The sequence below is a fragment of the Halobacteriovorax sp. CON-3 genome (genome assembly GCF_043196995.1).
GTDB lineage: Bacteria > Bdellovibrionota > Bacteriovoracia > Bacteriovoracales > Bacteriovoracaceae > Halobacteriovorax_A.
Map to the genome: position 1 here is coordinate 16,445 of NZ_JBEBNA010000002.1, position 22,900 is coordinate 39,344.

A 22,900-nucleotide genomic window follows, 5' to 3' on the forward strand; every position below is an offset into this window, starting at 1 on the left:
TTACATCCAGCTTTTCCAGTAGTCTTTGTTTTCATTTTCTTCAAACCATTTAGTTGGTTTTAAAGGATAGCGAGTATCAACCATGACAGCGTACTCATCCGTGTATAATTTGTCTTCACCTGCTTCAAAGGCTTTTGGGTGTGGCCCATGGTGAACACCTTGAGGGTGAAAAGTTAAAGCTCCTGCATCGATATTATCACGAGAGAAGAAATTCCCTTGGTGATAGAAAAGAACCTCATCAAAATCGATATTTGAATGGTAGAAAGGAACTTTTAAAACCTTGTGCTTCTTATCCTCAAGAGGTCTTTCAACAAAAGAACAAACAACGAAGTTTCTTGCTACAAAAGTTGTGTGTCCTGATGGAGGAATATGATAACGGTGGCTCATGATTGGACAGATATCATAAATTGAAATCTTCCATGGATAGACAGAGCCTTTCCAGCCTTTAGCTGTTAGAGGATTAAATGGATAGGTGATTGTTGTGATTTCTCCAAGTCTTTTTACTCTTACGTCATACTGTTGCCAGTCTTGATCACTGCCAAGAGCTGCTTCAGGTGTGAACTTTGCTGTTTGATCATAAAGAGCGTTAGGTCCAAGAAGCCCACGTGAAGGTTCTTCAAATTCAGAGTTCGATTCGACTTGAAAGAACTTTGCAGCTTGTGAAATCTTCACTGTATAAGTTGTTCCACGAGGTATCAGGATGTAGTCACCTTTTACAAATGGTACATGGCCATAGATTGTTTCAAAAGTACCACTACCTTCATGAACAAAATAGAGCTCATCAAAGTCAGCATTTCTTAAAAAATAATCTAGTGACTTTGTTAATGTACCAAGACTAAGTTCACAATCATTATTCGTTAAGATTGTACGGAAGTCATCTTGCAGGTCTTTATGACTAAAAAGAGATGGAAGGTTCTTTGGTTTTAAATCTCCCGAAATATTAGTCCAGTTAACCGGTGGCTGTGTATGGTAAAGCTGACTAACACGACCGAAGAAACCATTGCGTCCATGTTCTTCTTCGTATAGACCTTCTGGGATATCAACGTGAGCCTGTTTTGTATAAACACCACTTGCTTTAAAGCTTTCCATTTTATTATCTGTTGCCATTATTTAGTCCCTCTTTGTGGCCCTATTTTATTTGTTAGCTTTCCGATGCCTTCTACTTCAAGAGTGATTTCGTCTCCAGGCTTTAACCATCTATCAATCTCAAGACCACAGCCTGTGCCAACAGTTCCTGAACCAAAAAGGTCTCCAGATAAGACCCATTCATCTTGAGAGACGTGAGCAATCATTTGGGCCCAGCTATAGTGAGAGTCACCAGAGAATCCTTCTGACCACTTTTCACCGTTTACTGTTGCCGTCATTTTTAGATTTGGCTCTCTAAAATCGAATTCATCAAAAGTTGTAATAACTGGTCCAATCACTGAACAAAAATCTTTCCCTTTTGCAGGGCCTAGACGGACGGCCATTTCTTTCTTTTGAATATCGCGAGCAGAAATATCATTTAGGATTGTAAATCCAAAGATATGATCTTTTGCATCTTCTTCGCGGATATTAATTCCATCTTTTGCAATAACCATTCCTAACTCTAGCTCGTAATCGAGAATATTTGTGTAGTGTGGCCATAGAACTTCTTGGTTATGTCCAATGAATCCATGAGTTGGCCCTTTGTAGTAAGCCGGGATTTCATACCAAGCTTCCGGAATTGGCTCATTTCTTTTTTTGAAACCAGCAGCGACATGTTTTTCATGTGCGTAGAAGTCACGGTAGTTCGGGATTTTATCAATTGGTGCTTTTAGATTAATCTCATCAGATTTAAATGCGATTGGTGTTCCATCTCTAAGAGTAAGGTCACCAACTTTTTCTAAAAATAGGTAAAGGCCATAACATTCACCTAGGAAGTCGATAGGATCATCTTTCGTTTGTAAAATTTCTAAAAGAGATGGAGGGCAAGTGTGGTTTGCTCTTTGCCAAAAGTTGAAATATCCTTCTCTTTCATAATCACATGCCCAAACATTATTAGGGTCAATTACGAGTCCATTATCTAATAAGATACCTAGACGAGGCTCTGGGCGATGAGTTCCATGATTTACATATTGGCAAATTTTCATGCAAGTTCCTTTCTAAATCTTTTGTTATATGCTGGTAGGATGCGATCGAATGCTTCATAGAAGTGATACATTTCATCCTTCGTTCCAATACTGATACGAACAAATTCTGGCATCTCGTTAGCAACAAGTTTTCTAATAATGACACCTTCATTAAGAAGCTCTTCAAACATGAAGTCACTTGCTTCACTGCTACCTGTTTTAATTGTAACGAAATTTGTCACTGATTTTATTGGAGCAAAATGTCTCGCTGTTAAATACTCCATAAGCTCATCATAGCGCTTACGATTATTTCTAAGTGTACGCTCAAGATGTGGCCTATCTTCAAGAGCACCTACAGCTCCTAGTTGTCCAATTAGATTTGGTTCAAAAGGTAGCTTTACTCTTGTAAGGTAGCCGATTAATTCAGGGTGACCAAAGCCATAACCGACACGGATTCCTGAAAGCCCATAAGCCTTAGAGAATGTTCTAAGCGTAAGAACATTGTCATAGCGGTAGTTCATCGAATCTGGGTAATCATCAAACTCTTGAGCAAATTCAAAATAAGCTTCATCTAGAATGACAAGAACATGAGGAGGTACGAACTTCATAAGGTAATCGAACTCTTCTTTTGTAATATAAGTTCCTGTTGGATTATTAGGATTCGCAATATAAATGATCTTAGTTTTATCAGAGATATTTTCTGCAAGTGCTTTTACATCGAAACGGTAGTCTTCTGTTAGTGGAACTTTATTAAGTTTTGCTCCAACACTTCTGGCAAGAATATAGAAGCCAATGAAAGTATTGTCACAAGTTAGAACTTCATCATCTGGCTTAAGGAAGGCGCGAGCAATATAGGCCATGATTCCTTCTGAACCATTTCCAAGAATAATATTATCTAGTTGTAGGTCATACATCTTTGCTAGTTTTGATTTTAGTGCATAGGCATGCATATCTGGATAGCGGTGGAGATCCCAAAGTCCACGAGTCATTTCACGAATAGCATATGGAGATGGCCCAAGTGGGTTTTCATTCGAAGCTAGTTTAGAAACTCTTGTTAGTCCCTTTTCTCTAACGACTTCATCGATAGGTTTACCTGCTTGGTAAACTTGTAGATTTTTTAAGTATTCTGGTACGAGATCTTTATGATGCATCACTCTTCCTGTTTCATATTTTAGTTAAATTAAATTTGAGAAATTCTATCGTTTTTAAGGCCGATTGAATAGTTTTGGTCGTTGCATCATGTCTATGAGAATGAGATGAATTAGACTTACACTATTATGAATGATTATCACTTTGGACAATTTACTACTGAGCATCTTGAACTCATCCAAGAGGGGCTTAACTTATTTAATACAGGTCATTACTGGATGTGTCATGAGGTCGTTGAGGACCTTTGGATGGATGCCATAGGAGACAATGCGCGTTATGTGTATTGGGTTGTGATTCAACTGGCAACTGCTCTTTACCACCATGAAGATGACAATCTTAATGGAGCGAGTGGGATGGTCAATAAGGCCAAAGGTAAAATTGACTTCATTGAAAAAAATCATGTGGAGTCGGATATAATGGATAGATACTTAGACTGGCAGAATTTGAAAAGTATTGTGAAGTCCATTCCGGCAAAACCGACTTTAAGAGACTTTTCAAAATTAAAAACTTTTAAATTCCCAGTTCAAAATTAATGGAGTCAAAATGATTGGAAAACTTCCATATTTCTTTTTTCGTTCAATGAATATTCTTAAGTCAGATAAGAAAATTATCTTAATCGCTCTTTGTCCGGTTTTAATTGGTTTTATTCTTTATTACTCATTAGGACACTATGCCTTTAGTGAAGTCTCAACATGGGGACATGGTTATATCAATGAGAAGTATCCAGATCAGGGGTGGGTTAGCACTGTCTTTTCTGGAGTTTTAATTATTCTTCTAGGAGTCATTATCAACTGGACATTTTTTATTGTGGTCTCAGTTATTGCCTCTCCTTTTAATGATATGCTCAGTTCACGAGTTGAGATGATTTACAAATTACAAAAAGAAACAAGTGATACACTTGCCCAGACATTAAAGAGGCTACCAAGTATCCTCATGAATGAACTTAAAAAGATTGGTGTGATTGTTGTTCTATCAATTATCAATATTGGTATTGGGTTTTTCTTCCCGCCTATTACATTTGTTCTAGGTGGACTAATTCTTGCGATTTCATTTATTGATTATTCTTGGTCAAGAAATAACCTAACTTTTTCAGAATGTGTAGGGGATGTAAAATCAGGCTTTCTTCCTTATTTACTAGGGGGAGTTGCTTTTATGATTCTTATTTCAATACCTTTACTAAATCTATTCTTTCTTCCACTTGCTGTTGTTTTCTTTACAGTAATTTATTGTGAATTAAGAGTTAAGGAGAGGTCTCCAAGTGAAGAAGTTCCTACTCAGGGTTAAAGGTGATGAAGCTGAAATCGCTTCAATCCTACCCGTAGTAAATGCCATTCTTAAAGAGCATGAGGACAATCAGGTTGCAATTGTTTATACCGATGCAACTCGAATTGATGACTTTTGGTTACCTGAAAGATGTTGGGCCTATTCGATTTCAAAGAAAGAAACGGAGTCAATGTTTGCGGCACATAAGTTTGCGGCAAACCTACACGAAGTTTTTAATACTGATTACTATATTGATTATGTGAATGATATGTATTCCGCAGTTCTTGGGCTAGCTTTTAGAGCAAATGTGAAGATCGGTTTACAAGGTGGACCAAAAAGTTTCTTTTATCAAGTATCTTTACCAGAATATAGTGGAGAGTACTTAGATGAAAAGAAAGTTAGTGCTTTAAAGGCAGTGGAAGGGAACTTCAAAGATGCGAATATTGACCATGCCTTCACTCATAAGAAAATCTCAAATATATTTATCAATTATCCACATAAGTATGATGTTGAATTTGTAGAAAGGATGAACTTTCTAGCGGAATGTTTACCGACTTTGAAACTTCATGGTTATATTCCAAGTGAAGCAGTAGAGAGTTATGATGGGGTAAAGGTAAGTAAAAGAATAAGTTTATTTAGTGAATCTTCAAATATTCTCCGTCGTCGTATTGATGAGTTTGATGTTGTTATAACAAAGTCGCTAGCAACCGCACAAATGGGCCGTAACCGTGGCCAGGTCGTCTTCTTAGTAGGTGATGAAGAGCTGACTATTCCTGAATGGAAGCATATGCCTGAGACAATTGGTCGTCTTTGTTTTAGTGGAGAAACGCTTTTAGCATACGGAATTAGCGAGTTAATTCAGCTAAAAACTTTTCCAGATTTAGAAGACTATATAGTTAATTATCAGTCACTTAGACTCGTTCCATAGCTCTAAAAAAGACTTGTTTGCGAGGCCGGCATAATATTGCTAAAATATTTCTATGGTGGCCGCAAAAGATCTCACATTTGCACCTTTTGAAATCGTTCCAGTGGAAGTGGACGATATCAAGTCATTGGCCAGGATCTATGTTGATTGCTTTTGGGAAAATTACAAAGGCATTCTCTCTAAAGATTATCTCTACTCATTGAAGTATTCAGATGTACAACATGGATGGGAAAGAAAAATTCCTCGCAGGCCCACTGAAGGTGGAACTCTCGTCTTTCACGCACCAGATGGTGATGTGGTTGGCTTTATCGATTATGGGCCAGCTCGTGAACATGAGCACGGTATACCTGGTGAAATCTACGATTTTTATATTTTAAAAAAGTATCAGAAGTCCGGTATGGGACAAAAGCTATTTGAAGCAGCAATTAAAGACTTTAAAAATCGAGGATATGATTGTTTTTATCTTTGTACTTTTAAGGATAATCCTTCAAAAGGATTCTTTACTAAAAATGGAGGAAGAGTGTTAAAAGAATCTCCATTTGAGTTTAATGGAGAAATCTATCAAGAAGAATATTTTTATTTTGAGATATAAAAAAGGCCCTTGTTGAAAGGGCCTTACTTTTTTTATGATTTGAATTGTTCGATTTGTTCTTTAAGTGAGTTTAGTTTTTCTTCAAAGTCACTTGCTTTTTGTCTTACTTCAACAACAACTTCTTCAGGCGCGTTTGCCATGAATTTTTCGTTATTAAGTTTTTTTCCAATCTTATCAAACTCTCTTTGAGTTTTATCAAAGTCTTTCTCTAAGCGCTTAATTTGTGCATCAAGATCAATCACGCCATCAAGTTTTAAGAAGATATCAGTGTGAGTCGTTGCCTTCATGATACACTTCTTAGGGTTCTCACTAGACTTTGCTGCAATTGCTACATCTTTTGCACGAGCTAGATCTTGCATACCTGCCATATTATCCGCAAAGTAAGAAGATGCTTCTTCATCGTCAGTTAGAAGAACTACCTCAACTTCATCCTTAGGTTTGATATTTACTGATTGCCTTAGGAAGCGAATTCCTGAAACAACTTCAATAAATTTATTCATCTTAACTTGCTCACTTGGGTAGTTAAGAGCAGCATCATACTCAGGGTAGTCTGCTGAGATTAATAGGTCTTCACTATCTTCTTTTAAGTAACCCCAAAGCTCTTCTGTAATGAAAGGAGTTATTGGGTGGAGAAGGGCCGTGATTTTTCTAAAACAATATTTAAGAACTGTTGCTCTTTGTACTTTAGATGCTTCGTCTTCACCGTTAAGAGTATTCTTTGAAAGTTCGATAAACCAAGAACAGAACTTATCGTAAACAAAAGAGTAAACTTCAGAACAAGCATCATCGTAGCGGAAAGCATCGAGGGACTCATTGACAACTTTTGTTGCATCGTTAAGCTCCGATAGAATCCATTTCTCTTGATCATCAAGGTTAGTTGGAAGTTCTTTTTGAGCAAGATCTAAGAATGGAGAGATGAAACGGAAAGCGTTCCAAATCTTATTAATGAAGTTTCTGTAACCTGCAATTCTTTCTGGGTCGAGGTTGATGGCACGGTTGTAACCAGAACCAGCAGCAAGAGTAAAGCGGAAAGCATCTGCTCCGTATTGCTCAACCATCTCAAGTGGATCAATTCCGTTACCTAGAGATTTACTCATTTTGCGACCTAGTTTATCTCTAACGATTGCGTGGATATAAACCTTATCGAATGGAACTTGGTTAGAAAACTTAGTTCCCATCATCATCATTCTAGCAACCCAGAAGAAGATAATATCAAAACCAGTGATTAAAACTGAAGTTGGATAGAACTTATCAAAACCGCGCTCTTCCATTCTTTGCTCATTTGGCCAACCAAGTGTCGACATTGGCCATAGACCTGAAGAGAACCATGTATCAAGAACGTCTGGATCTTGTGTGTAATCTTTTGCACTACACTTTGGACATGATTCAGGCTCAAGAGCTTCATCGGCCCATTGGTGTTCACATGAAGTACATGTGAATACTGGAATTCTGTGTCCCCATAAAAGTTGACGAGAAACACACCAGTTCTTTGGCTCGCGAAGCCAAGCAAAGTAAGTATTCTCCCATCCTTTTGGATAGAAACGAGTTGTATCATCTTCCACTTTTGCAACAGCTTCAGCTGCCATATCGTGAACATTTACAAACCATTGCTTTGAGATCATTGGTTCAATAACAACACCTGATCTCTCACCGTGACCAACTTGGTGCACGTGCTTTTCTTCTTTAACGAATAGTTCAAGCTCTTTAAGCTTTTCAATAACACCCTTACGAGCTTTCTTGCAAGGTAGGCCTTGCCACTCAAGACCGTGCTCATTTAGAGTTCCATCTAGATTAAGGATATTGATGATTTCAAGATTATGTCTCTTTCCAATTTCAAAGTCATTGAAGTCGTGACCTGGAGTAACTTTTAGGCAACCAGTTCCTTTTTCAATATCAACGTGTTCGTCACCAACAATTGGAACTTCACGGTTACAAAGTGGAACGATTGCTTTCTTACCAATTAGGTGAGCAAATCTTTCATCGTTTGGATTAACTGCAACGGCCGTATCACCAAGAAGTGTCTCAGGTCTAGTTGTTGCAACTTCTAATTTAATATCACTATCTTTAACAGAGTAGAGGATATGGTAGAAGGCACCATTAACTTCTTTGTGATCAACTTCTGCATCTGAGATTGCCGATTGAAGTTTTGGGTCCCAGTTAACAATATAGTCCGATTGGTAAATTAGACCTTCATTATAAAGAGTTACGAAAGCGCGTCGAACGGCCTCGTTTGCTTCAGGATCCATCGTGAACATTGAGTAATCCCAATCACAACTTGCACCCATTACTCTTTGTTGGTTAGCGATGACACCACCATATTGTTCTTTCCACTCCCAGATCTTCTTTAGAAAATCTTCACGAGAGTAGTCGTGCTTAGTTTTCTTTTCTTCATTCCAAATTAGCTCTTCAACTTTTGATTGAGTTGCAATACCTGCGTGATCCATTCCTGGAAGGAATAAGGTTTCATAACCTTTCATTCTTTTAAAACGAATAAGGGCATCTTGAGTTGTGATATCAAGTGCGTGACCTGCGTGAAGAATTCCTGTGACGTTTGGAGGTGGCATGATGACGCAAAAAGACTCACCAGTCTTTCCTGCTTTAGGAGTAAAATACTTTTCATTTTCCCATTTCTGGTACCACTTCTTTTCTACATCATTAGAGCTATATGTTTTAGGTAGCTCATCGAAATTTTTTGTCACAATTTCTTCCTTTTTTCGATTTAACTAATTGAAATTATATATCATAGGATACACGTTATTTCTTTTAAAAATAGATGGGTAAATAGTTGAAATCCCCAAAAAGTACACGCCACCTTTAACCTTACTCCCAGTTTTCGACGGGCTCTGGCAGCTCTTGAGGGGCCTTGTAATCAGGGTCTTTGTCGGGCGCGTTATTAAAGAGAAGCTTATCAACTTGTCTTCTGGCCTTGATCAGATCAATGTCATTTATCGAGATATAAGAGATATCATTATCTTTTTTGTAAGTCGCGGCCGTAATGCTTAAATTACGATTTAGCGAGTTGAGAATTTCTAGGTTTGTCTTTAATAGTGTTACATTACGAACAGAGCTTGGCTTTCTTAGCGTATCAATCCAATATTGTAGATAGCTGATTCGGTTCATGAAGGCCTTTAACTCTGGTGAAACTTTTAAATCTCTATTCTTAATATAGGCGTTGTACTCTCTTAAATTTCTATTTGTTAATAACTCACCAATATCTTTTAAAATCTTCGCAGATATTGTTTTTGAAAATGGTAGATTAACTTCGATGGATTTAATATTCTGATCAAGCTCGTTGTAGAGTGCTTGAGAGATATTTACGTGTTCATACTGCTTATTTAACTTTGTATTTAAGATGGAATTTAAAATCATTAGCTCGATAAAATCATTATCAAGTGGTGAGGTCAGATTCTTACTAAGGCCTATAATATATTCTTGGTTTATCTTACTATTGAGATAAAGCTCTGTTACTAAATTCTTAAGCATCGGACTAAGGCTTGGTGAAAACTTTAGCTCTTGTTGTGTTGGTTCAGATGCAAAAATTTTGAATGTGATAAGTAATATGATTAGTAATCTCATAGTTTTGACTTAATCTCTTTATTGATACTAAATTTCCCTTCTTTATTCTTTAATAAGTAGATCTTGTCCTTATAAGGAACTAAGATTGATTTATTATGAAGAACAATATTTGAAATATAGTTCAAATCAGTTCTTTGGTAGAGCTTCTTATCTTCTAGGTTGAAAGAGACAATCTCTCTTTGATTAAAGAGGTTAGAGTTCTCACTTTTTAACGTCAGAATAAAAAATAGCTCATTATTTAAAATATTTAAATTAAAGGCCGGTCCAGATTGCGTGTTAATGAGTGGAGTTCTTTTCGTAAAATCAACCCTTCCTTTTTCTAACTCTGTTAAATCCATATATGGATTTTGACCACCAGATGACTCAAGGATAAATACTTTCTTGTCGGAACTGGCGAGGCTGACAACCTTATTCGCCTTATCAAACTGATGAAGAAGATATTTCTTCTTAGAACGATTATTAAAGATATTAAGATTGATTTTGAATTCTAGACTCTTATCTGTGTAATAGATGAGACTATCATCAAAAATTTCTACTTCACTCTGGTGAAGTATGTCTTTTGTTACTAGTGGAATTGAGAAGCGATCGAGATTGTTCTTTATATTTACGACCTCAAGAAATAGCTTACTTTCGTCTTCTTTTGTGTAAGAGATATAATTACTTTTATGATGGAATTTGGGGTAGCTACCTTTTCCAACGAAGTCTAATTGATTCTTTTTGATATGATAAAAATATATTTCTGATTCAGAGATGTATGAAAAGTCTTTGTAGTGTCCACCTTTAACGCTAATAATATAGAGATCATCAGATGCCTTGATGACATCAAATTCGCTATCAGTCTTCTTTTCTAAAACTGTGTTGGCGCGATTCTTTGCTGAGTAGGCTATTGCATTCTTTCCTTTTAAGTAGAAAGTAATCCCATTTAAATCGTCATATTTTAGATTGTGAACATTTTGTCTCGTGGATAATTCAAGTAGTGCTGATTTTGAAAGCACGCTTGTCGCAAGAAGAGATGAAATAATGATCTTTGTAAATTTAGTAAAGGCCATATAACTCCCAATTCTTCAAAGGGCTCAATGTTGAGTACCTAGAAAGAGCTGTAAAGGCATTCGCCCACAATACGGAACGAGGAGAATTAATATCATCCATGGCACTTCTAAAGCTTAAATAAGTATTGTTATTAATCTCTTTATATCCATCAATAATAAATGGCATTGGTGTACAAATTCCGATCTTTCTTAGTTGGTAATGAGAAGGGTAGATATCCTCTGCACATCCTTGGCCGTGAATAATTCCATTCTTTTTGTTATCTAAAAAGAATTTTAAAGAAGTCAGTGAATTAATTTCTTGTTCTTTAATATTCAAAACAGAAAGAATTCTGCTGTGAATATCAGCATCAGAAGAGTTGTACTTTGTCTTGAAGTAGTCAAAGGCAAGAGAGCCCTCACTCCAGATCTCAAGTGCCTTACGGTTATCAATCATCACATTGTATTTACAACTCTCTGATCGACAGGCCAGCTCTTGAGGAACTATCCAGCACCCTGCCTTATATTTTAATCGAAGTGGATTAAATTGTTTTTTAGAAACTTGTTCACACTTGATTCGGGTTGAGACAATTTTAGTTTGGAATAGCGCATTTGCTACAACCATATTTAAAGCATTGTAATTCTCTTTTGAATTTCCAGGAATAAAAGGTAAGCACTTTTTCCCATTGTTAGAACTATAACAAATACGAAGTGGCCACTTATCTTCTTCATCTGACTCTAGGTATAGGCCATAGATCTTCTCATAAGATGGGAATACGCAATCTTTGCTCTTAATGTCATTAGTTGCAAAATGCTTAATCACTCGTGAACCGTTTACGATAGCATAATTACCAATATTTCTTGGGCAGTCATTGAAGTTGTTCTTTAGTCTTGAGATTTTTAATGTTTCAGAAATCTCATGACAGCTAGGCATAGGGTAAAGTACTGATCCTGTTGCTGGCCCCTGAGTCATACAACGATTTGGTTCTTTTCGTAAAAGTGAAATACATTTTAGATAATCTAGGTCCTTCAAATTATCTTCTTCAGAACTCTTTGCTAGAATATTACGGCAGCGGACTTCAATGTAATCAGGAGACTTTTGTTTATTTATAATTAGTGACCAAAAATCTTGCTTAGAATAGTTTTTACAAAATAACTCTTCACGACTTAAGTTACTGCAAAAATTCTTAAAGTATAAAATGTCTCTGTCGTTAATCTCATCAGTATAGGTCTTAGATTGTCGTCTTAGGGAGTTGATATAGCTTCGCTCTGAAATACTAAGGGAATTATCTCTTAGCTTTTGTGAGAGATTGTCTGCTAACTCAATTGTGTAGGGGGCACTACAGATATGATCAAGATTGATATTGCTCTTTAAATCCTTGTATTGATCAAGACACTGAGTTTGATTCCTCGGAAATTTAGGAGTTAGTTTTTTGAATGTATCTTTCAAGAGTCCTTTTTCAAATAGGCGAGACTGCTTAAATGAGAGTCGACAATTGCTCTTATAATAATGTGCTAAGAAGGCATCAATTGGAACGAGGGCCGTTGAAGTCGAGCTTCCTGATGTAATCGTTGTTTCAACATTTAAAAGAGGTCGATTATTGATTCGAATAAGTCGATTTTTTAACAGGGTGTATATTGAGCACTTATTCACATGAAATAATTCAGTATAGTCTTGTTCACTATAAAGAATGATTGCATTTAATTGCCTCTTTGATAACTCAATGCTTTCTTCATCTTTAAAATTTTGTCTAAAAGTTACCTTGTCACTTGGTGGATTGAGGATTTTCTCATTCACTTCATTTTGAAAAGCATTTAACTTTTCTTCAAATGTTTCTAATAGACTGGTTTGATTTTCTTGAGTGGTTTGGGCGAGTATTTGATTTTGAAAAAAGCTAGGCCCAGCTAGAACTGAGCCTAGTATAATTGATTTAATCGATAGTTTTTGCAAGGATTGAAGCAACGTCTTCAATCTCAAGGTTTTCTGTACCTGTTTTTTCGCTAATTCCACCCTTAAAGTTTATCATACAGAAAGAGCAGGCCGTAGCTAATTTATCAACTTTCTTTTCACCTACATGCTCAAGGCGTCCAGCAGCTAAATCAGTACCAGCTTCAACTTCGTACCACATATTTCCACCGCCCATTCCGCAGCATAGGGCAGTATCTTCTTTCTTATCCATTTCTTTGATCTCAACACCTGCTGCCTGAAGAATTTCTCTAGGAGCATTGTATTCACCGTGGTGACGACCTAGGTAACATGGATCGTGGAAAGTAAGATTTTCTTCGACTTTCTTTTCTGGCTTTAATTTTCCAGAACGTAGTAGGTCTGCAAGAAGTTCAGTGTGGTGAACTGTTGTAAAGTCACCATCATCAAATTTAGCGTATTCCTTACCAATTGTATGAAGACAGTGTGGACAGTGTGTTACAACTTTATCAAAGTCGTATTGTCTCATATTAGCAATATTCTCAATCGCAATTTCAAAGAATGAGTACTCATCTCCAAAACGTCTGATTGGGTCACCATTACATTTTTCAGTTTTCCCCATAACAGCAAATGAAACACCTGCTTTCTTTAGAAGCTTAACCGTATCTTGAACAACTTTCTGGTTAGAAGCATCGTATGAACCTGCACAACCAACGTAGTAAAGGTAATCAACTTTCTTGCCTGCTTCAATTACAGGAACATCAAGGCCGTCTGCCCATTTGAAACGATCATCTTGAGAGATACCCCAAGGGTTTCCGTTAATTTGAACTTTTTGAACTGCTGTTGCTGCATCCGCTGGAATTTCACCAAGAGTAAGAGTCTTGTATCTCTTAGCACCCATAATGATATCAACGTGCTCAATATTTGCAGGACACTCTTCCATACAAGCACCACATGTCGTACATGAGTCCAGCTCGATTGAAGAGTAAGTTGTATTTTCCCAGAAGTCTGCGTCAGTTTCACCCTTGGCCGCTGTTTCAAAAGCAAGGTCACGAGCTTTTGTAATGATCTTCTTAGGATCTAGAGGTCTCTCCGCAAGATTTGCAGGACATACTTGTGTACAACGTCCACACTCAACACATGCAAGAAGGTCTAGTTTGTTCTTAAGAGTAAGCTCTGAGATTTTACCAAGTCCAAAAGTTTCAGCTGTCTCATCTTCAAAATTCATTGGCTCAAGAACTGCACCACGTCTTGGTGGAGTAACTAGTGCAGCAAACGGAAGTACGAAGATATGTGAGAATTTTGTTGTTCCACATGCAGCAACAAATAACATTGTATTTGCCATGTGAACCATCCACATTCCACGGTAAGTGTATGCCCAAGTTTGTTCTGAAAGTGGGATTGCTGAAAAAATTGTCGCAAGGAACCAACCAACTGGAGACCATGTTGCTTCACCAACAGGCATTCCTGTTCCCATAATTCTAACACCTTCAATTAGGTATCCAAGAACAACAAGACAGATTAGCATAGCGTACATAAATAATTCTTGCTTTGGTCTCGTTGCTTGTAGGTAATCAGGCTTATCAATATATCTTCTTTTGTATGCAAGTCCGATACCTGCAAGAACCATAAGTCCTGCCATATCAGCTAGGAAAGAGATAACGATATAAACAGGTCCTTTATAAATTTTAAAAGGAGTATCAGCGTGAATGGCAACTAGGTCCGTGGCAATCCAAAGGATAACAAATCCCCAAAAGATTAGGCCGTGAAAAATTGCAACATTTCTAAAACGTGGAACTTTACCTGTTAGAAGCATTGTCTTAAAGAATGCTCCCCAGTTTAGTTTCTCTGGTAGAAGGTCTTTTAGGCCTTTGATGGCATCAACACCTTTCTTTCCAGTGATAAATTGAATTTTTTGATACAGGCCTTTGAACATAACAAAGACTGCTGCAAAAAATAGGATGTACATGACAACCTTAAACGAGAATGGAATATTCCAAAATATTTCTCGCGTGGCAGCATCAAGAGTTTGATTCATTTCTTCCCTCGCTTACTTTTTAAACGTGAATATTAATTTTAATAATTTCAATCTTATATATATGATAATATATCATAAGAATCCCTATTTAATGAGTCGGAAATTATGATGTACGATAAAAAAAACTTAATATTTTTATTACTTCTCGGAATATTTTTTTCATGTTCAAGAGTTAATACGATTAACTTAAAGAAACATTCGTTTAATAACTATCCACAAAATCTAATTTTTATTCAAATACCCGGTTTAAGCGAAGAGCACATGGGTTATTTGCATTTTAAAAACCTAAATTATACGGCCAAGACTGAGTTAGAAAATTTCGCGTGCTTTGGAAAAATGTGGTCATATAATATGATGACAATTACTCCAAGTGTTGAGGACCAACTGCTGGCCCAAGTTAATGGTTACGGTTTGGCTAACCAAACATGTGATAAATACCAAAGAAAGAGCCTTTGGGATGTGTTTGTTAATTCTGGATATAGTAACTCGGTCATCTACCGAGGGAAGGCGCCGAACTTAGGAAAGATAAATAAGTGTAATGCAAACTTTTATCAAAATACTCGTTTATTCATTTCTGGAGCAAAAACTGTAAATGAAGCAAAGTCTTTTCACTTTCAAAAGTCAGGAGATTACAAGGTTGGTGAAATTTACAAAGACCAATCTTGTCGCGGTAATAAGTGTTTCTCAAATACGATGAATCTCTTTGAACATATCTTTGATTCAATGAGTGATTCAAATCGTCGCTTTGTAAATATTGTTGATTACGATCTTTATGAAATTTTAAAAAGACAGGATGCAAAAGAATTTGCGAAATATATGTCATACCTAAATAACTTCTTAGTTCAGGTAAGAAAGAAGGTTAGTGCAACAAATGACTACTTGATTGTTGTAAGCTCAGTATCTCCAAAAGCTATTGATTGGCGCAGGGTTAATAAGAAGTGGAAGTCGATTCCAATTGCTTCAAATAAGAAATCACAACTGATGTCTCCTGTTTGGGCCGATGGTGCACTTGCTGAAAATTTTTGTGGGATCTATCTTGAGTCGGACTTAAACGGCCGCTTCTTCTGGAGATCAGAAGAAACGACTCTTCCGTTTTAGTGTAGATTTAAAATACTAGATACTTCTTCTTTTGTGATCAGGTATGCTGTTTTACAGTAATCACACTTCGTTTCAATTGAAGCATCATTATGAAATACATCAGCAAAACCACTAGAGCGTACAACTCCTGCTACTCCTGTGACCATGCGGTCTCTTGAGCAGTTACATTTAAATTTAATTTCTGTTGATTTTAGGAAATCAAAATCGAGTGCTTCAAAAGCTTTTTGAATTTCATTATCTTCATTTAGAGCTTGTTTGAAAATATTATCGAAGTTCTCTTTGTTTTGCTTGATATAATCTTTTAAGCTTACAGACTCAACGACCTCTTCTTTATCAACATTTACTTCAGGAAGCTTTGTGACAAGCATAACCTGGTCACTGTCATCACTGATAATAACTTGAGACTTCATCTGATAAGATTTATCAAAGAAGTCATTCATAAGCTCTTTGATAGAGCGATTATCAACATTGATAATACTCGAATATGGAGTCTTGCTATATGGGAATTGTTTTGCTGTTCTAAGCTTGCCACTAATTTTCTCTGGCACGGCCGGAAGATCTTCCGGAAGAATTAGCGTTCTAAAAAATCCGGCCTGATTCATCTCTAGTTTAAAGCGAAAGTAAGGATTTTCTGAATCAATGAAGATTCCCATATTTTCTTGAGGCTTTAAAAAATTAATTATAGGAAGAATTGAAAGAGTACAATCTCTAAAGAATCCGAAACCCTGATTATTGACACTGTGAACAAGTGCTAGATCATGGATAACTTTTTGACCTTCTAGAAAAGAAATGGCGAAGGTTTTCTCTTTATTAATGAAGTTGAATAGACGGCTTTCTTTAATCACAGTAAAATTCTCCTTGTAGGCGCTTTTGTATATATCGTTTTTTGCTTAAAGTGTCATTTAAAAAGGGTAATGTTACGTGTTAAACCTCTATTTATATAAAAATCATTTTGATGAGTTATTTGTAGAAAATGAAAATATTGCTAATTGGCAAATTATTTGTCCTTCGCCACAGCGTTCAGACTTGTATCGTGATTATCTTATTCGTAAAGGACATGCAAAGAATAGTGAAACCATCACAGTTGCTAAGTTTCTATCGGATCATATTAGTTTAACTGATGAACAAACTAAACTCTCAAAGTCTGAACTCATGGTTGATCTTTGGACATTTTGGAAATCTGCCGTCAATGATGATTATGAGAAGTTTCACTTTTGTTTTGAGCTATTCACTGAAGTTCGCTCATTTGACTTAAGTGGCGCTCTTATCGAAGAGTTGAGTCAGTTGGCCACACTTGAAAAAGATTGTATTTCAGGTTTAATGAGATTTCATAAATACCTTGAAACATTTCATATTGTTGATGAACAAAAGTCTTATCAATTAGTGAGTGAAAGCTTTAGGCCGCAAGAGGATGTGGGTTATATATTTATTGGTTTTGACCACTTTAATGCAAATCAGATTGATATGTTAAAAGGGATGGGGAAAGTGGCCAATGTTTTTGTCCCATTTGAGAAATCTGTTTTTAATCAATGTGATAATAAAATCTTTTGGCCGAATTGGATTGAGCTTGAACAAACAAAAGAGGCAGAAGAGTTAGAGGGGATATCTTGTGACTATATTTCAATCCCTTCCGGAAGAAGTGCTGAATATTTAAGTGATTTAATCTCAGGTGAAAAACAAATTTTAAGTTTTTCTAATGGTTTAGACTTAACTCAAGTGAACTCAATTCTTCTTGCGCAAAAAAGGTTTAAAACTGACTTTGCACTATTCTTTACTAGTGTTGATCAACTTACTTCAAAAGTTCAAGAACAGCTTAATCTAAACAAAGGTCATCTAAGGGCAGAGGAACTAATTACTTTCCTAGATAAGCTTGCTCTTTCTCATATGAATGAAAAGGGCTTTATGCTCTTTAAAACGATTCTAGCTTTCAAGAAAGAAGTGATTAGCTTTAGCGAGAAGGCGACAGTGAATGAAAATATTTATAACGCTGACTTGAAGCTTTTAAAAGAAGTTCTAGGCTTAAATCTTCCAAGAACATCTGTCGTTAATATTTCAATGACTGATACCGGTACAATCGGAACAAGGGACAATTTATTAACTTTTGAGAATGCTGAGCAACAATACCTTTATATTTCTAAAGATGACTTAGGTGCCTTAAGTTCTTCTCAAAGATTTTCAAATGACGTTCTTGTTATTTTTAGTGCGTTTGGCCCACTACAAAGTAAGAACCTTGATATTGTAATTTTAAGAAATCAGCTTAGACGATTTATCAATAGTGGTGGAAATCTAATATTAGAAGAAGGCTTAACTCATGGGAGCTCGATAGCGGAAAACTTATTTGAGGGTGTTGCATTAAACCCGGAACATATGGACGGAAGTGAAAGAAAGAGTTTTGAAACGATCTATGGCAAAAAAGCTACTATCCCTGAAAAACTATCACCATCTTTTATTCAGACATATATTGATTGTCCAAAAAAGTGGCATCTAAAGTACGCACAACGTGTTGATCTCGATGTCTCTTCGTCAGCTTTTATTGATCGTCGCTACATTGGGACAATTAATCACAGTGTTATCGAGTCATATCTAGAACTACACAGTCATTATGATCGAGGAATACTTAAGGAGTTAATTTCTAATACCTTTAAACGATTTATTGATGAGAAGTCACTACTTCCTGAAAAAATTGATATTGAAAGCTTAAAGCTCTCTGTTGAATCTTACTGCAGTGGAATTATTTATAAACTACTAGAAATTAAAAATGAGACAAATGTAGAGTTCTTCTTTGAAAGAGATATCTCAAAAGTAAACGAAAGCTATAAGGGGTCCATCGACTTAGTGATTAAAGATGGAAGTGATTATTATATTTATGACTTCAAGACATCAGGTGGAGCGGTTCCATCAAAAACAGATATTAATGAATTCAGAAAGATTCAGCTTCTTGCCTATTTTGAAGCATGGGGAGTGGAACACCATTTGAAAGGTGGAGGTTACCTCTGTCTGGAAAATTTAAAGGATTCAATATTTGTAGGTGAAGAAAAGTTTTTTAATGAGTTTCATTCAAGAACAAATAGAATAGAGAATTATAAGAAAGAAGAGTTCAACGAGTTTATGACTGAAACAATGGTTTCAATGAGAGGGGCGGAGTCATGGCCGGCAACTCCTCAAAACTCTAGTATATGTACCTTCTGTGTTGCAAATCCAATTTGTGCAAAAGGTGGAGATAAGTAATGGCCATTCAATTAAATTCAGAACAAGAAAAAGCAGTCATGCATAATGGTGGTGTACTTCTTAATGCTGGAGCAGGATCGGGAAAGACTAGAGTTATTATTGAACACTTAGCTTATTTAATTGAGAAGAAATATGATGCTCTTTTTGAAGCAGGCAATACTGATATTTTAGGACAACTTAAGTCATACCTTTCTAAAATAGTGGTGATGACGTTTACAAAAGAAGCGGCCGGAGAGTTACAGTCTCGTATGTTTGATCGTTTTTCAAATGTAGATGATATCACAAAGAAGAAAATAATTGATGAAGCACTTGAGTCACTTGGGATTTCAACTATTCACAGTTTTTGTCTAAAGTTAATTAAACGTGGTTATATTTTTGGTGCACCTGCAAACCTTGATATTGTTGATCGTTTCAAAATCAATGTGAAAATTGAAGAGCTAACCAAACAGTGGTTCGCTCGTAATTTGAAAGAACAAAAGATTGAGATTTTCTTAAAGAATATCGATGCCCTAATCAGTTCGATGCAATTTGTTTTCGCTAGTCCTGAGCTAAGGTATGAATGGTCTAGTATCAATGTAAATGATGTCTCGTTCAATGAAAGTGAGTATTTCGATAATATATTAGGTTTACTTGGTTGTAACGAAGTCTTCAATAATCACTATTCAAGCGATACATACTCTGATGAGCATAGCAAGAAAGCTTGGTGGAAACACCTTAGTGCGTCTGAATCTTTTTTCTTGTCTAAAAATTATAGCTGGGAAAATATAAAACGTTTTTGTGAAATCTATAAGTCTAACAAACCTCGAAAATCGAAGGGAATACCTTTAGAGGTTGGAGAGCTTATTGATCAATGTAACTCTCTATTGAAGTTCTATGATAAGGAATCTGAAAACTACGATGCTTTCTTTGAAAATAAAGAAATATATCGTGAGTGGCTAACTCTATATAAAGAGTTATTTAATTATATTGAAGAGCATTATTATAATTATCCTGGTATTGATTTTTCGGATATTGAATACTTAACACTAAAGTCATTAGAAGAGAGCGAAGAGTCACGTAGGCTATGCCAAGAAAACTTTGATTATATTATTGTCGACGAGTATCAGGATACCTCTCCAGGCCAGTATCAAATTATTAAACATGTTATTGGTGAAAATTTTAATCGCTTAATGTGTGTTGGAGATAGAAAACAGGCCATCTATGGATTTAGAGGTGGGGAAATTGCTGTTTTTAATCAAACGGAAAAAGTTATTCCTCAAAATCTTTATATGTCTAATAACTATCGATCTGAAGAAGCTGTTGTAAATTTTAATAACCAGTTCTTTGAAACGATTTTTGGCCTAGGGGAAAAGTATCAAGGTCATGATCAGTATAGTGTAAAAGTGGATTATCAAAACTTTCCAGATGTAAAAGAAGCAGGGCTTGGAACTGTAAAAGGTCACAAGGTAAATTTAGAGCTTGAATTAGAAAAGAAGTCTTCCACTGTATATGACAATATTGAAGCTGCAGCAATCTGTGAGCTAATTAAACGAAAGCAGAGTGAAAATCCTAGTGAAGAGATATGTATTTTGTATCGTACTCTTGCACCCTCAAAACAGCTGATCTCTAATCTTATGTCGGCTTCAATCCCATTCGTGGCCCAAGTAAAAATTCCATATGGTGAAGATCCTCTTGTTATTATTTTTAAGGCCTTTGTGAATTTCTTAATTGAAGGTGTTAAGGAAGGTGCTGACGAAAAGAGGCTTCAGGCAATAGCTCGATATTATAATTTTATTATTGAAGGTGTTTGTAGTCACTACTATGAATCATACCAAAGTGTAGATGTACCAAATTTAATAAAGATGAAAGATACTTATCTCAATAGTAATATTGAATATGCATTTTGGTCATTTGTATTTGATCTAGGTCTATCAAGTTCTGCTTATAAGAATAACTCCGAAAAAATAAATGGAATTATTGGAGGAGCAAAGGGTGATATTGATCAAATATATAAAATTCTTAAATCTCTAGAAAAGGACTCTTACAGTGCGAGCTTTTCTTATCTTTCTCAACCGAAAGTGAGAATTATGACGACTCATGCTTCTAAGGGATTAGAGTTCGATACGATCATCTTAGGTGGTATTCACACAAATGGACGTACTGTTGTGGATAAATCAAAGTTTGGTGCACTACCTGGAGCATTGTCTTGGAGTGCTGATATCAATAGTAAAAAGTTGAATTCATCACCTAATCTGATTTTAGAGAAGTTAATAAAGAAGCAAAAAGAGTTCTCTGAATCGAAAAGACTCTTCTACGTTGCCTGTACAAGGGCCGTCGAAAATATTGAATATTTCGATATTAGTATTAATGGTGATGATGTTAAGCATTCGGATAATAGTTGGATTGTCCCACTTAGAAATTATCAAATGAAGGCAGTTTCTCTTGATAGCTTTGAGTTAGAGTATAAAGTTGCTGAAGCAACGCGACCACCAATTTACTTTATGGATCCTTTAGGAGTTAAGAATATTGAAAACAAAGTGGATATCGGTCTAATTTCTGAGCTTTCAGTTACGAAATTATCAGAACTAGCTCTTTGCTCTAGAAAATTCTACTTAAATCAGGTTTTAAAGTTAGAGGATGATCTCAAAGAGTTTGCAAAAGAAAAAGAAATTGAGCTACCACATATTCAAGGTATTTCAGATGTTGATCGTGGAAATCGACTTCACTTTCTTGTTGAAAATTTAATTAAAGGGCGTGATTTAAAATTTAATAATACTGATGAGGTTGAAATTGTCGGTTGGGTAGGTGATGAGATTAAAAAATCATCCCACGATAAAATTTTAAGTGAACACCAAATTAAATTTTCTTTCTTTGGCCAGATGATCACTGGAATTATTGATGGACTCCTTTATCAAAATGGTCAGGTAATAGAAATTTGGGACTTTAAGTCAGGTTTAATTGATGATGATAAGTTACGATCATACTTCTTCCAGTTAAAGACATATGCGCTTGGTCTGGTATTAGTTGGTGAGCAAGTTACTGAAAAAATTAAGTTAAAGGTTCTCGCTCTCGATCAAAAACGTGTGATCGAGGAAGAAGTTTCAGTGGCCGGCCTTGAAGTTGACTTATTTACGACATGGCGAAACCTTACTGACTTAGTCGGAAAAAGGATTCCACACTGTTCATCATGCACGTATGGAAATTTATGCCACCAATAAGCGACTTAAATTGTAGTTAACATCTTATGTTAAAATAATCTCTGTAAATCCAACTATTTGAAAGGCAGGACGCTAAAATGATTAGGATGATCTTTGTATTATTTTTAACTTTTATGACGATTAAAACTTTCGCAGCAGAAAGTGATCTCTACAATTTTTCATGGCTAGATAAAGATAAAGAAATTTACGTACTTCAAAATCGTAAATTCAAAAAACAGCAACGCTTCTTTGTGAGTGGGGGCTTTGGTAAGACCCTTTCTGGTGCATTCGTTGACTCAACATCAATGCAGTTAAGAGCTGGTTATTTTTTTAGTGAAGAACTTGGTGCCGAATTTATCTATTCTTCAAATTCAGGTGAAGAAAATGATACGGCCGCTTCAGTCAGAAATAGTAACGGTGGAGGAAGTGGTTCCATTCCATTTAGAAGAATTGTAAATGACTATATTGGTGTTATGGCAACTTGGGCACCTTTCTATTCTAAAATTAATACATTCAACACTATTTTATATGTCGATTGGATCTTTGGTCTAGGTTTCGCAAAACTTAACGAAACAAATAACGGTCCAGAGGTTAGGGCCGGATCTCCAAACCCTGGTCTAACGATTGACGAGTCTCACACAGGACTAATGTGGGATGTTTCAACTAAGTTCTATATTAATCAATCTTGGAGTATTAGAGCAGATATAAACGGAATCCTATATCAAGCAGCACCTGCGAGGGAATCTGGTTCAGAGAGTGATCAATTATATTCAAATATTGATCTTACTTTCGCTGTTCAGTTTGACTTATAAAGGA

17 protein-coding genes are annotated in these 22,900 nt (G+C 36.0%); 8 read left to right on the forward strand and 9 right to left on the reverse strand.

What is annotated here, in order from left to right; genetic code table 11:
* The 3 genes from ABMA72_RS10740 to hisC are packed head-to-tail and all read right to left on the reverse strand — an operon-like array spanning position 1 to position 3,241.
* Entirely contained in the window at positions 1-1,107 is a 1,107-nt protein-coding gene (locus tag ABMA72_RS10740) for a homogentisate 1,2-dioxygenase (RefSeq protein WP_393057106.1), read from the reverse strand.
* On the reverse strand, positions 1,107-2,111 hold the full coding sequence (locus ABMA72_RS10745; protein ID WP_392858057.1) for a fumarylacetoacetate hydrolase family protein: 1,005 nt from the start codon (positions 2,109-2,111) through the stop codon (positions 1,107-1,109). The genes ABMA72_RS10740 and ABMA72_RS10745 overlap by 1 nt, the downstream gene beginning before the upstream one ends.
* Positions 2,108-3,241, reverse strand: a complete 1,134-nt coding sequence (gene hisC, locus ABMA72_RS10750) for a histidinol-phosphate transaminase (RefSeq protein ID WP_393057108.1) — start codon at positions 3,239-3,241, stop codon at positions 2,108-2,110. The genes ABMA72_RS10745 and hisC overlap by 4 nt, the downstream gene beginning before the upstream one ends.
* A 126-nt stretch (positions 3,242-3,367) precedes the next feature.
* Between hisC and ABMA72_RS10755 the strand changes: the two genes are divergently transcribed.
* Genes ABMA72_RS10755 through ABMA72_RS10770 form a run of 4 tightly spaced genes read left to right on the forward strand, consistent with a single transcriptional unit; the run spans position 3,368 to position 6,019 of the window.
* A complete protein-coding gene (locus ABMA72_RS10755; RefSeq protein WP_392858063.1) occupies positions 3,368-3,772 on the forward strand; it encodes a DUF309 domain-containing protein in 405 nt (134 codons plus the stop codon).
* Positions 3,773-3,782: 10 nt separating this feature from the next.
* Positions 3,783-4,523 (forward strand): EI24 domain-containing protein, encoded by a 741-nt coding sequence (locus ABMA72_RS10760; protein WP_393057110.1) that lies wholly within the window; start codon positions 3,783-3,785, stop codon positions 4,521-4,523.
* The gene (locus ABMA72_RS10765) at positions 4,498-5,430 is read left to right on the forward strand and encodes a hypothetical protein (protein ID WP_393057112.1); all 933 of its coding nucleotides are present in this window, start codon (positions 4,498-4,500) and stop codon (positions 5,428-5,430) included. The genes ABMA72_RS10760 and ABMA72_RS10765 overlap by 26 nt, the downstream gene beginning before the upstream one ends.
* A gap of 52 nt (positions 5,431-5,482) precedes the next feature.
* Positions 5,483-6,019, forward strand: coding sequence for a GNAT family N-acetyltransferase (locus ABMA72_RS10770; protein ID WP_392858067.1), 537 nt, complete (start codon positions 5,483-5,485; stop codon positions 6,017-6,019).
* A 32-nt stretch (positions 6,020-6,051) separates the two neighbouring features.
* Here ABMA72_RS10770 and ABMA72_RS10775 read toward each other — a convergent pair whose 3' ends face one another.
* The 5 genes from ABMA72_RS10775 to ABMA72_RS10795 all read right to left on the reverse strand — a co-directional run bounded on the left by ABMA72_RS10775 (position 6,052) and on the right by ABMA72_RS10795 (position 14,582).
* Entirely contained in the window at positions 6,052-8,718 is a 2,667-nt protein-coding gene (locus ABMA72_RS10775; RefSeq protein ID WP_392858070.1) for a valine--tRNA ligase, read from the reverse strand.
* 121 nt (positions 8,719-8,839) lie between these two features.
* Positions 8,840-9,595, reverse strand: coding sequence for a hypothetical protein (locus tag ABMA72_RS10780; protein ID WP_393057113.1), 756 nt, complete (start codon positions 9,593-9,595; stop codon positions 8,840-8,842).
* Entirely contained in the window at positions 9,592-10,644 is a 1,053-nt protein-coding gene (locus tag ABMA72_RS10785; protein ID WP_393057115.1) for a hypothetical protein, read from the reverse strand. Before ABMA72_RS10785 ends, ABMA72_RS10780 begins: the two co-directional genes overlap by 4 nt.
* On the reverse strand, positions 10,631-12,571 hold the full coding sequence (locus ABMA72_RS10790; protein ID WP_393057116.1) for a hypothetical protein: 1,941 nt from the start codon (positions 12,569-12,571) through the stop codon (positions 10,631-10,633). Before ABMA72_RS10790 ends, ABMA72_RS10785 begins: the two co-directional genes overlap by 14 nt.
* Positions 12,552-14,582: a (Fe-S)-binding protein gene (locus ABMA72_RS10795; protein ID WP_392910695.1), complete on the reverse strand. Its 2,031-nt coding sequence runs from the start codon at positions 14,580-14,582 to the stop codon at positions 12,552-12,554. The genes ABMA72_RS10790 and ABMA72_RS10795 overlap by 20 nt, the downstream gene beginning before the upstream one ends.
* Positions 14,583-14,843: 261 nt before the next feature.
* Here ABMA72_RS10795 and ABMA72_RS10800 point away from each other — a divergent pair, with 261 nt between their 5' ends.
* A complete protein-coding gene (locus ABMA72_RS10800; protein ID WP_392858077.1) occupies positions 14,844-15,680 on the forward strand; it encodes a hypothetical protein in 837 nt (278 codons plus the stop codon).
* On the opposite strand, the gene ABMA72_RS10805 is transcribed toward ABMA72_RS10800, so the two are convergent.
* A complete protein-coding gene (locus tag ABMA72_RS10805; protein ID WP_393057118.1) occupies positions 15,677-16,525 on the reverse strand; it encodes an Hsp33 family molecular chaperone HslO in 849 nt (282 codons plus the stop codon). The genes ABMA72_RS10800 and ABMA72_RS10805 overlap by 4 nt on opposite strands.
* A 76-nt stretch (positions 16,526-16,601) precedes the next feature.
* Here ABMA72_RS10805 and ABMA72_RS10810 point away from each other — a divergent pair, with 76 nt between their 5' ends.
* The 3 genes from ABMA72_RS10810 (at position 16,602) to ABMA72_RS10820 (ending at position 22,896) form a co-directional block, all read left to right on the forward strand.
* The gene (locus ABMA72_RS10810; protein ID WP_393057120.1) at positions 16,602-18,908 is read left to right on the forward strand and encodes a PD-(D/E)XK nuclease family protein; all 2,307 of its coding nucleotides are present in this window, start codon (positions 16,602-16,604) and stop codon (positions 18,906-18,908) included.
* Positions 18,908-22,105, forward strand: a complete 3,198-nt coding sequence (locus ABMA72_RS10815) for a UvrD-helicase domain-containing protein (protein WP_393057122.1) — start codon at positions 18,908-18,910, stop codon at positions 22,103-22,105. The genes ABMA72_RS10810 and ABMA72_RS10815 overlap by 1 nt, the downstream gene beginning before the upstream one ends.
* 77 nt (positions 22,106-22,182) lie before the next feature.
* A complete protein-coding gene (locus tag ABMA72_RS10820) occupies positions 22,183-22,896 on the forward strand; it encodes an outer membrane beta-barrel domain-containing protein (RefSeq protein WP_392858087.1) in 714 nt (237 codons plus the stop codon).
* The last annotated feature ends 4 nt before the right edge of the window (positions 22,897-22,900 follow it).

Excerpts from the sequence above, each read along its gene's own strand:
- hisC (WP_393057108.1), bottom strand. The coding sequence starts at position 3,241 with ATGCATCATAAAGATCTCGTACCAGAATACTTAAAAAATCTACAAGTT.
- ABMA72_RS10780 (WP_393057113.1), bottom strand. The coding sequence starts at position 9,595 with ATGAGATTACTAATCATATTACTTATCACATTCAAAATTTTTGCATCT.
- ABMA72_RS10740 (WP_393057106.1), bottom strand. The coding sequence starts at position 1,107 with ATGGCAACAGATAATAAAATGGAAAGCTTTAAAGCAAGTGGTGTTTAT.
- ABMA72_RS10815 (WP_393057122.1), top strand. The coding sequence starts at position 18,908 with ATGGCCATTCAATTAAATTCAGAACAAGAAAAAGCAGTCATGCATAAT.
- ABMA72_RS10745 (WP_392858057.1), bottom strand. The coding sequence starts at position 2,111 with ATGAAAATTTGCCAATATGTAAATCATGGAACTCATCGCCCAGAGCCT.
- ABMA72_RS10800 (WP_392858077.1), top strand. The coding sequence starts at position 14,844 with ATGGGTTATTTGCATTTTAAAAACCTAAATTATACGGCCAAGACTGAG.
- ABMA72_RS10760 (WP_393057110.1), top strand. The coding sequence starts at position 3,783 with ATGATTGGAAAACTTCCATATTTCTTTTTTCGTTCAATGAATATTCTT.
- ABMA72_RS10785 (WP_393057115.1), bottom strand. The coding sequence starts at position 10,644 with ATGGCCTTTACTAAATTTACAAAGATCATTATTTCATCTCTTCTTGCG.
- ABMA72_RS10755 (WP_392858063.1), top strand. The coding sequence starts at position 3,368 with ATGAATGATTATCACTTTGGACAATTTACTACTGAGCATCTTGAACTC.
- ABMA72_RS10770 (WP_392858067.1), top strand. The coding sequence starts at position 5,483 with ATGGTGGCCGCAAAAGATCTCACATTTGCACCTTTTGAAATCGTTCCA.
- ABMA72_RS10820 (WP_392858087.1), top strand. The coding sequence starts at position 22,183 with ATGATTAGGATGATCTTTGTATTATTTTTAACTTTTATGACGATTAAA.
- ABMA72_RS10795 (WP_392910695.1), bottom strand. The coding sequence starts at position 14,582 with ATGAATCAAACTCTTGATGCTGCCACGCGAGAAATATTTTGGAATATT.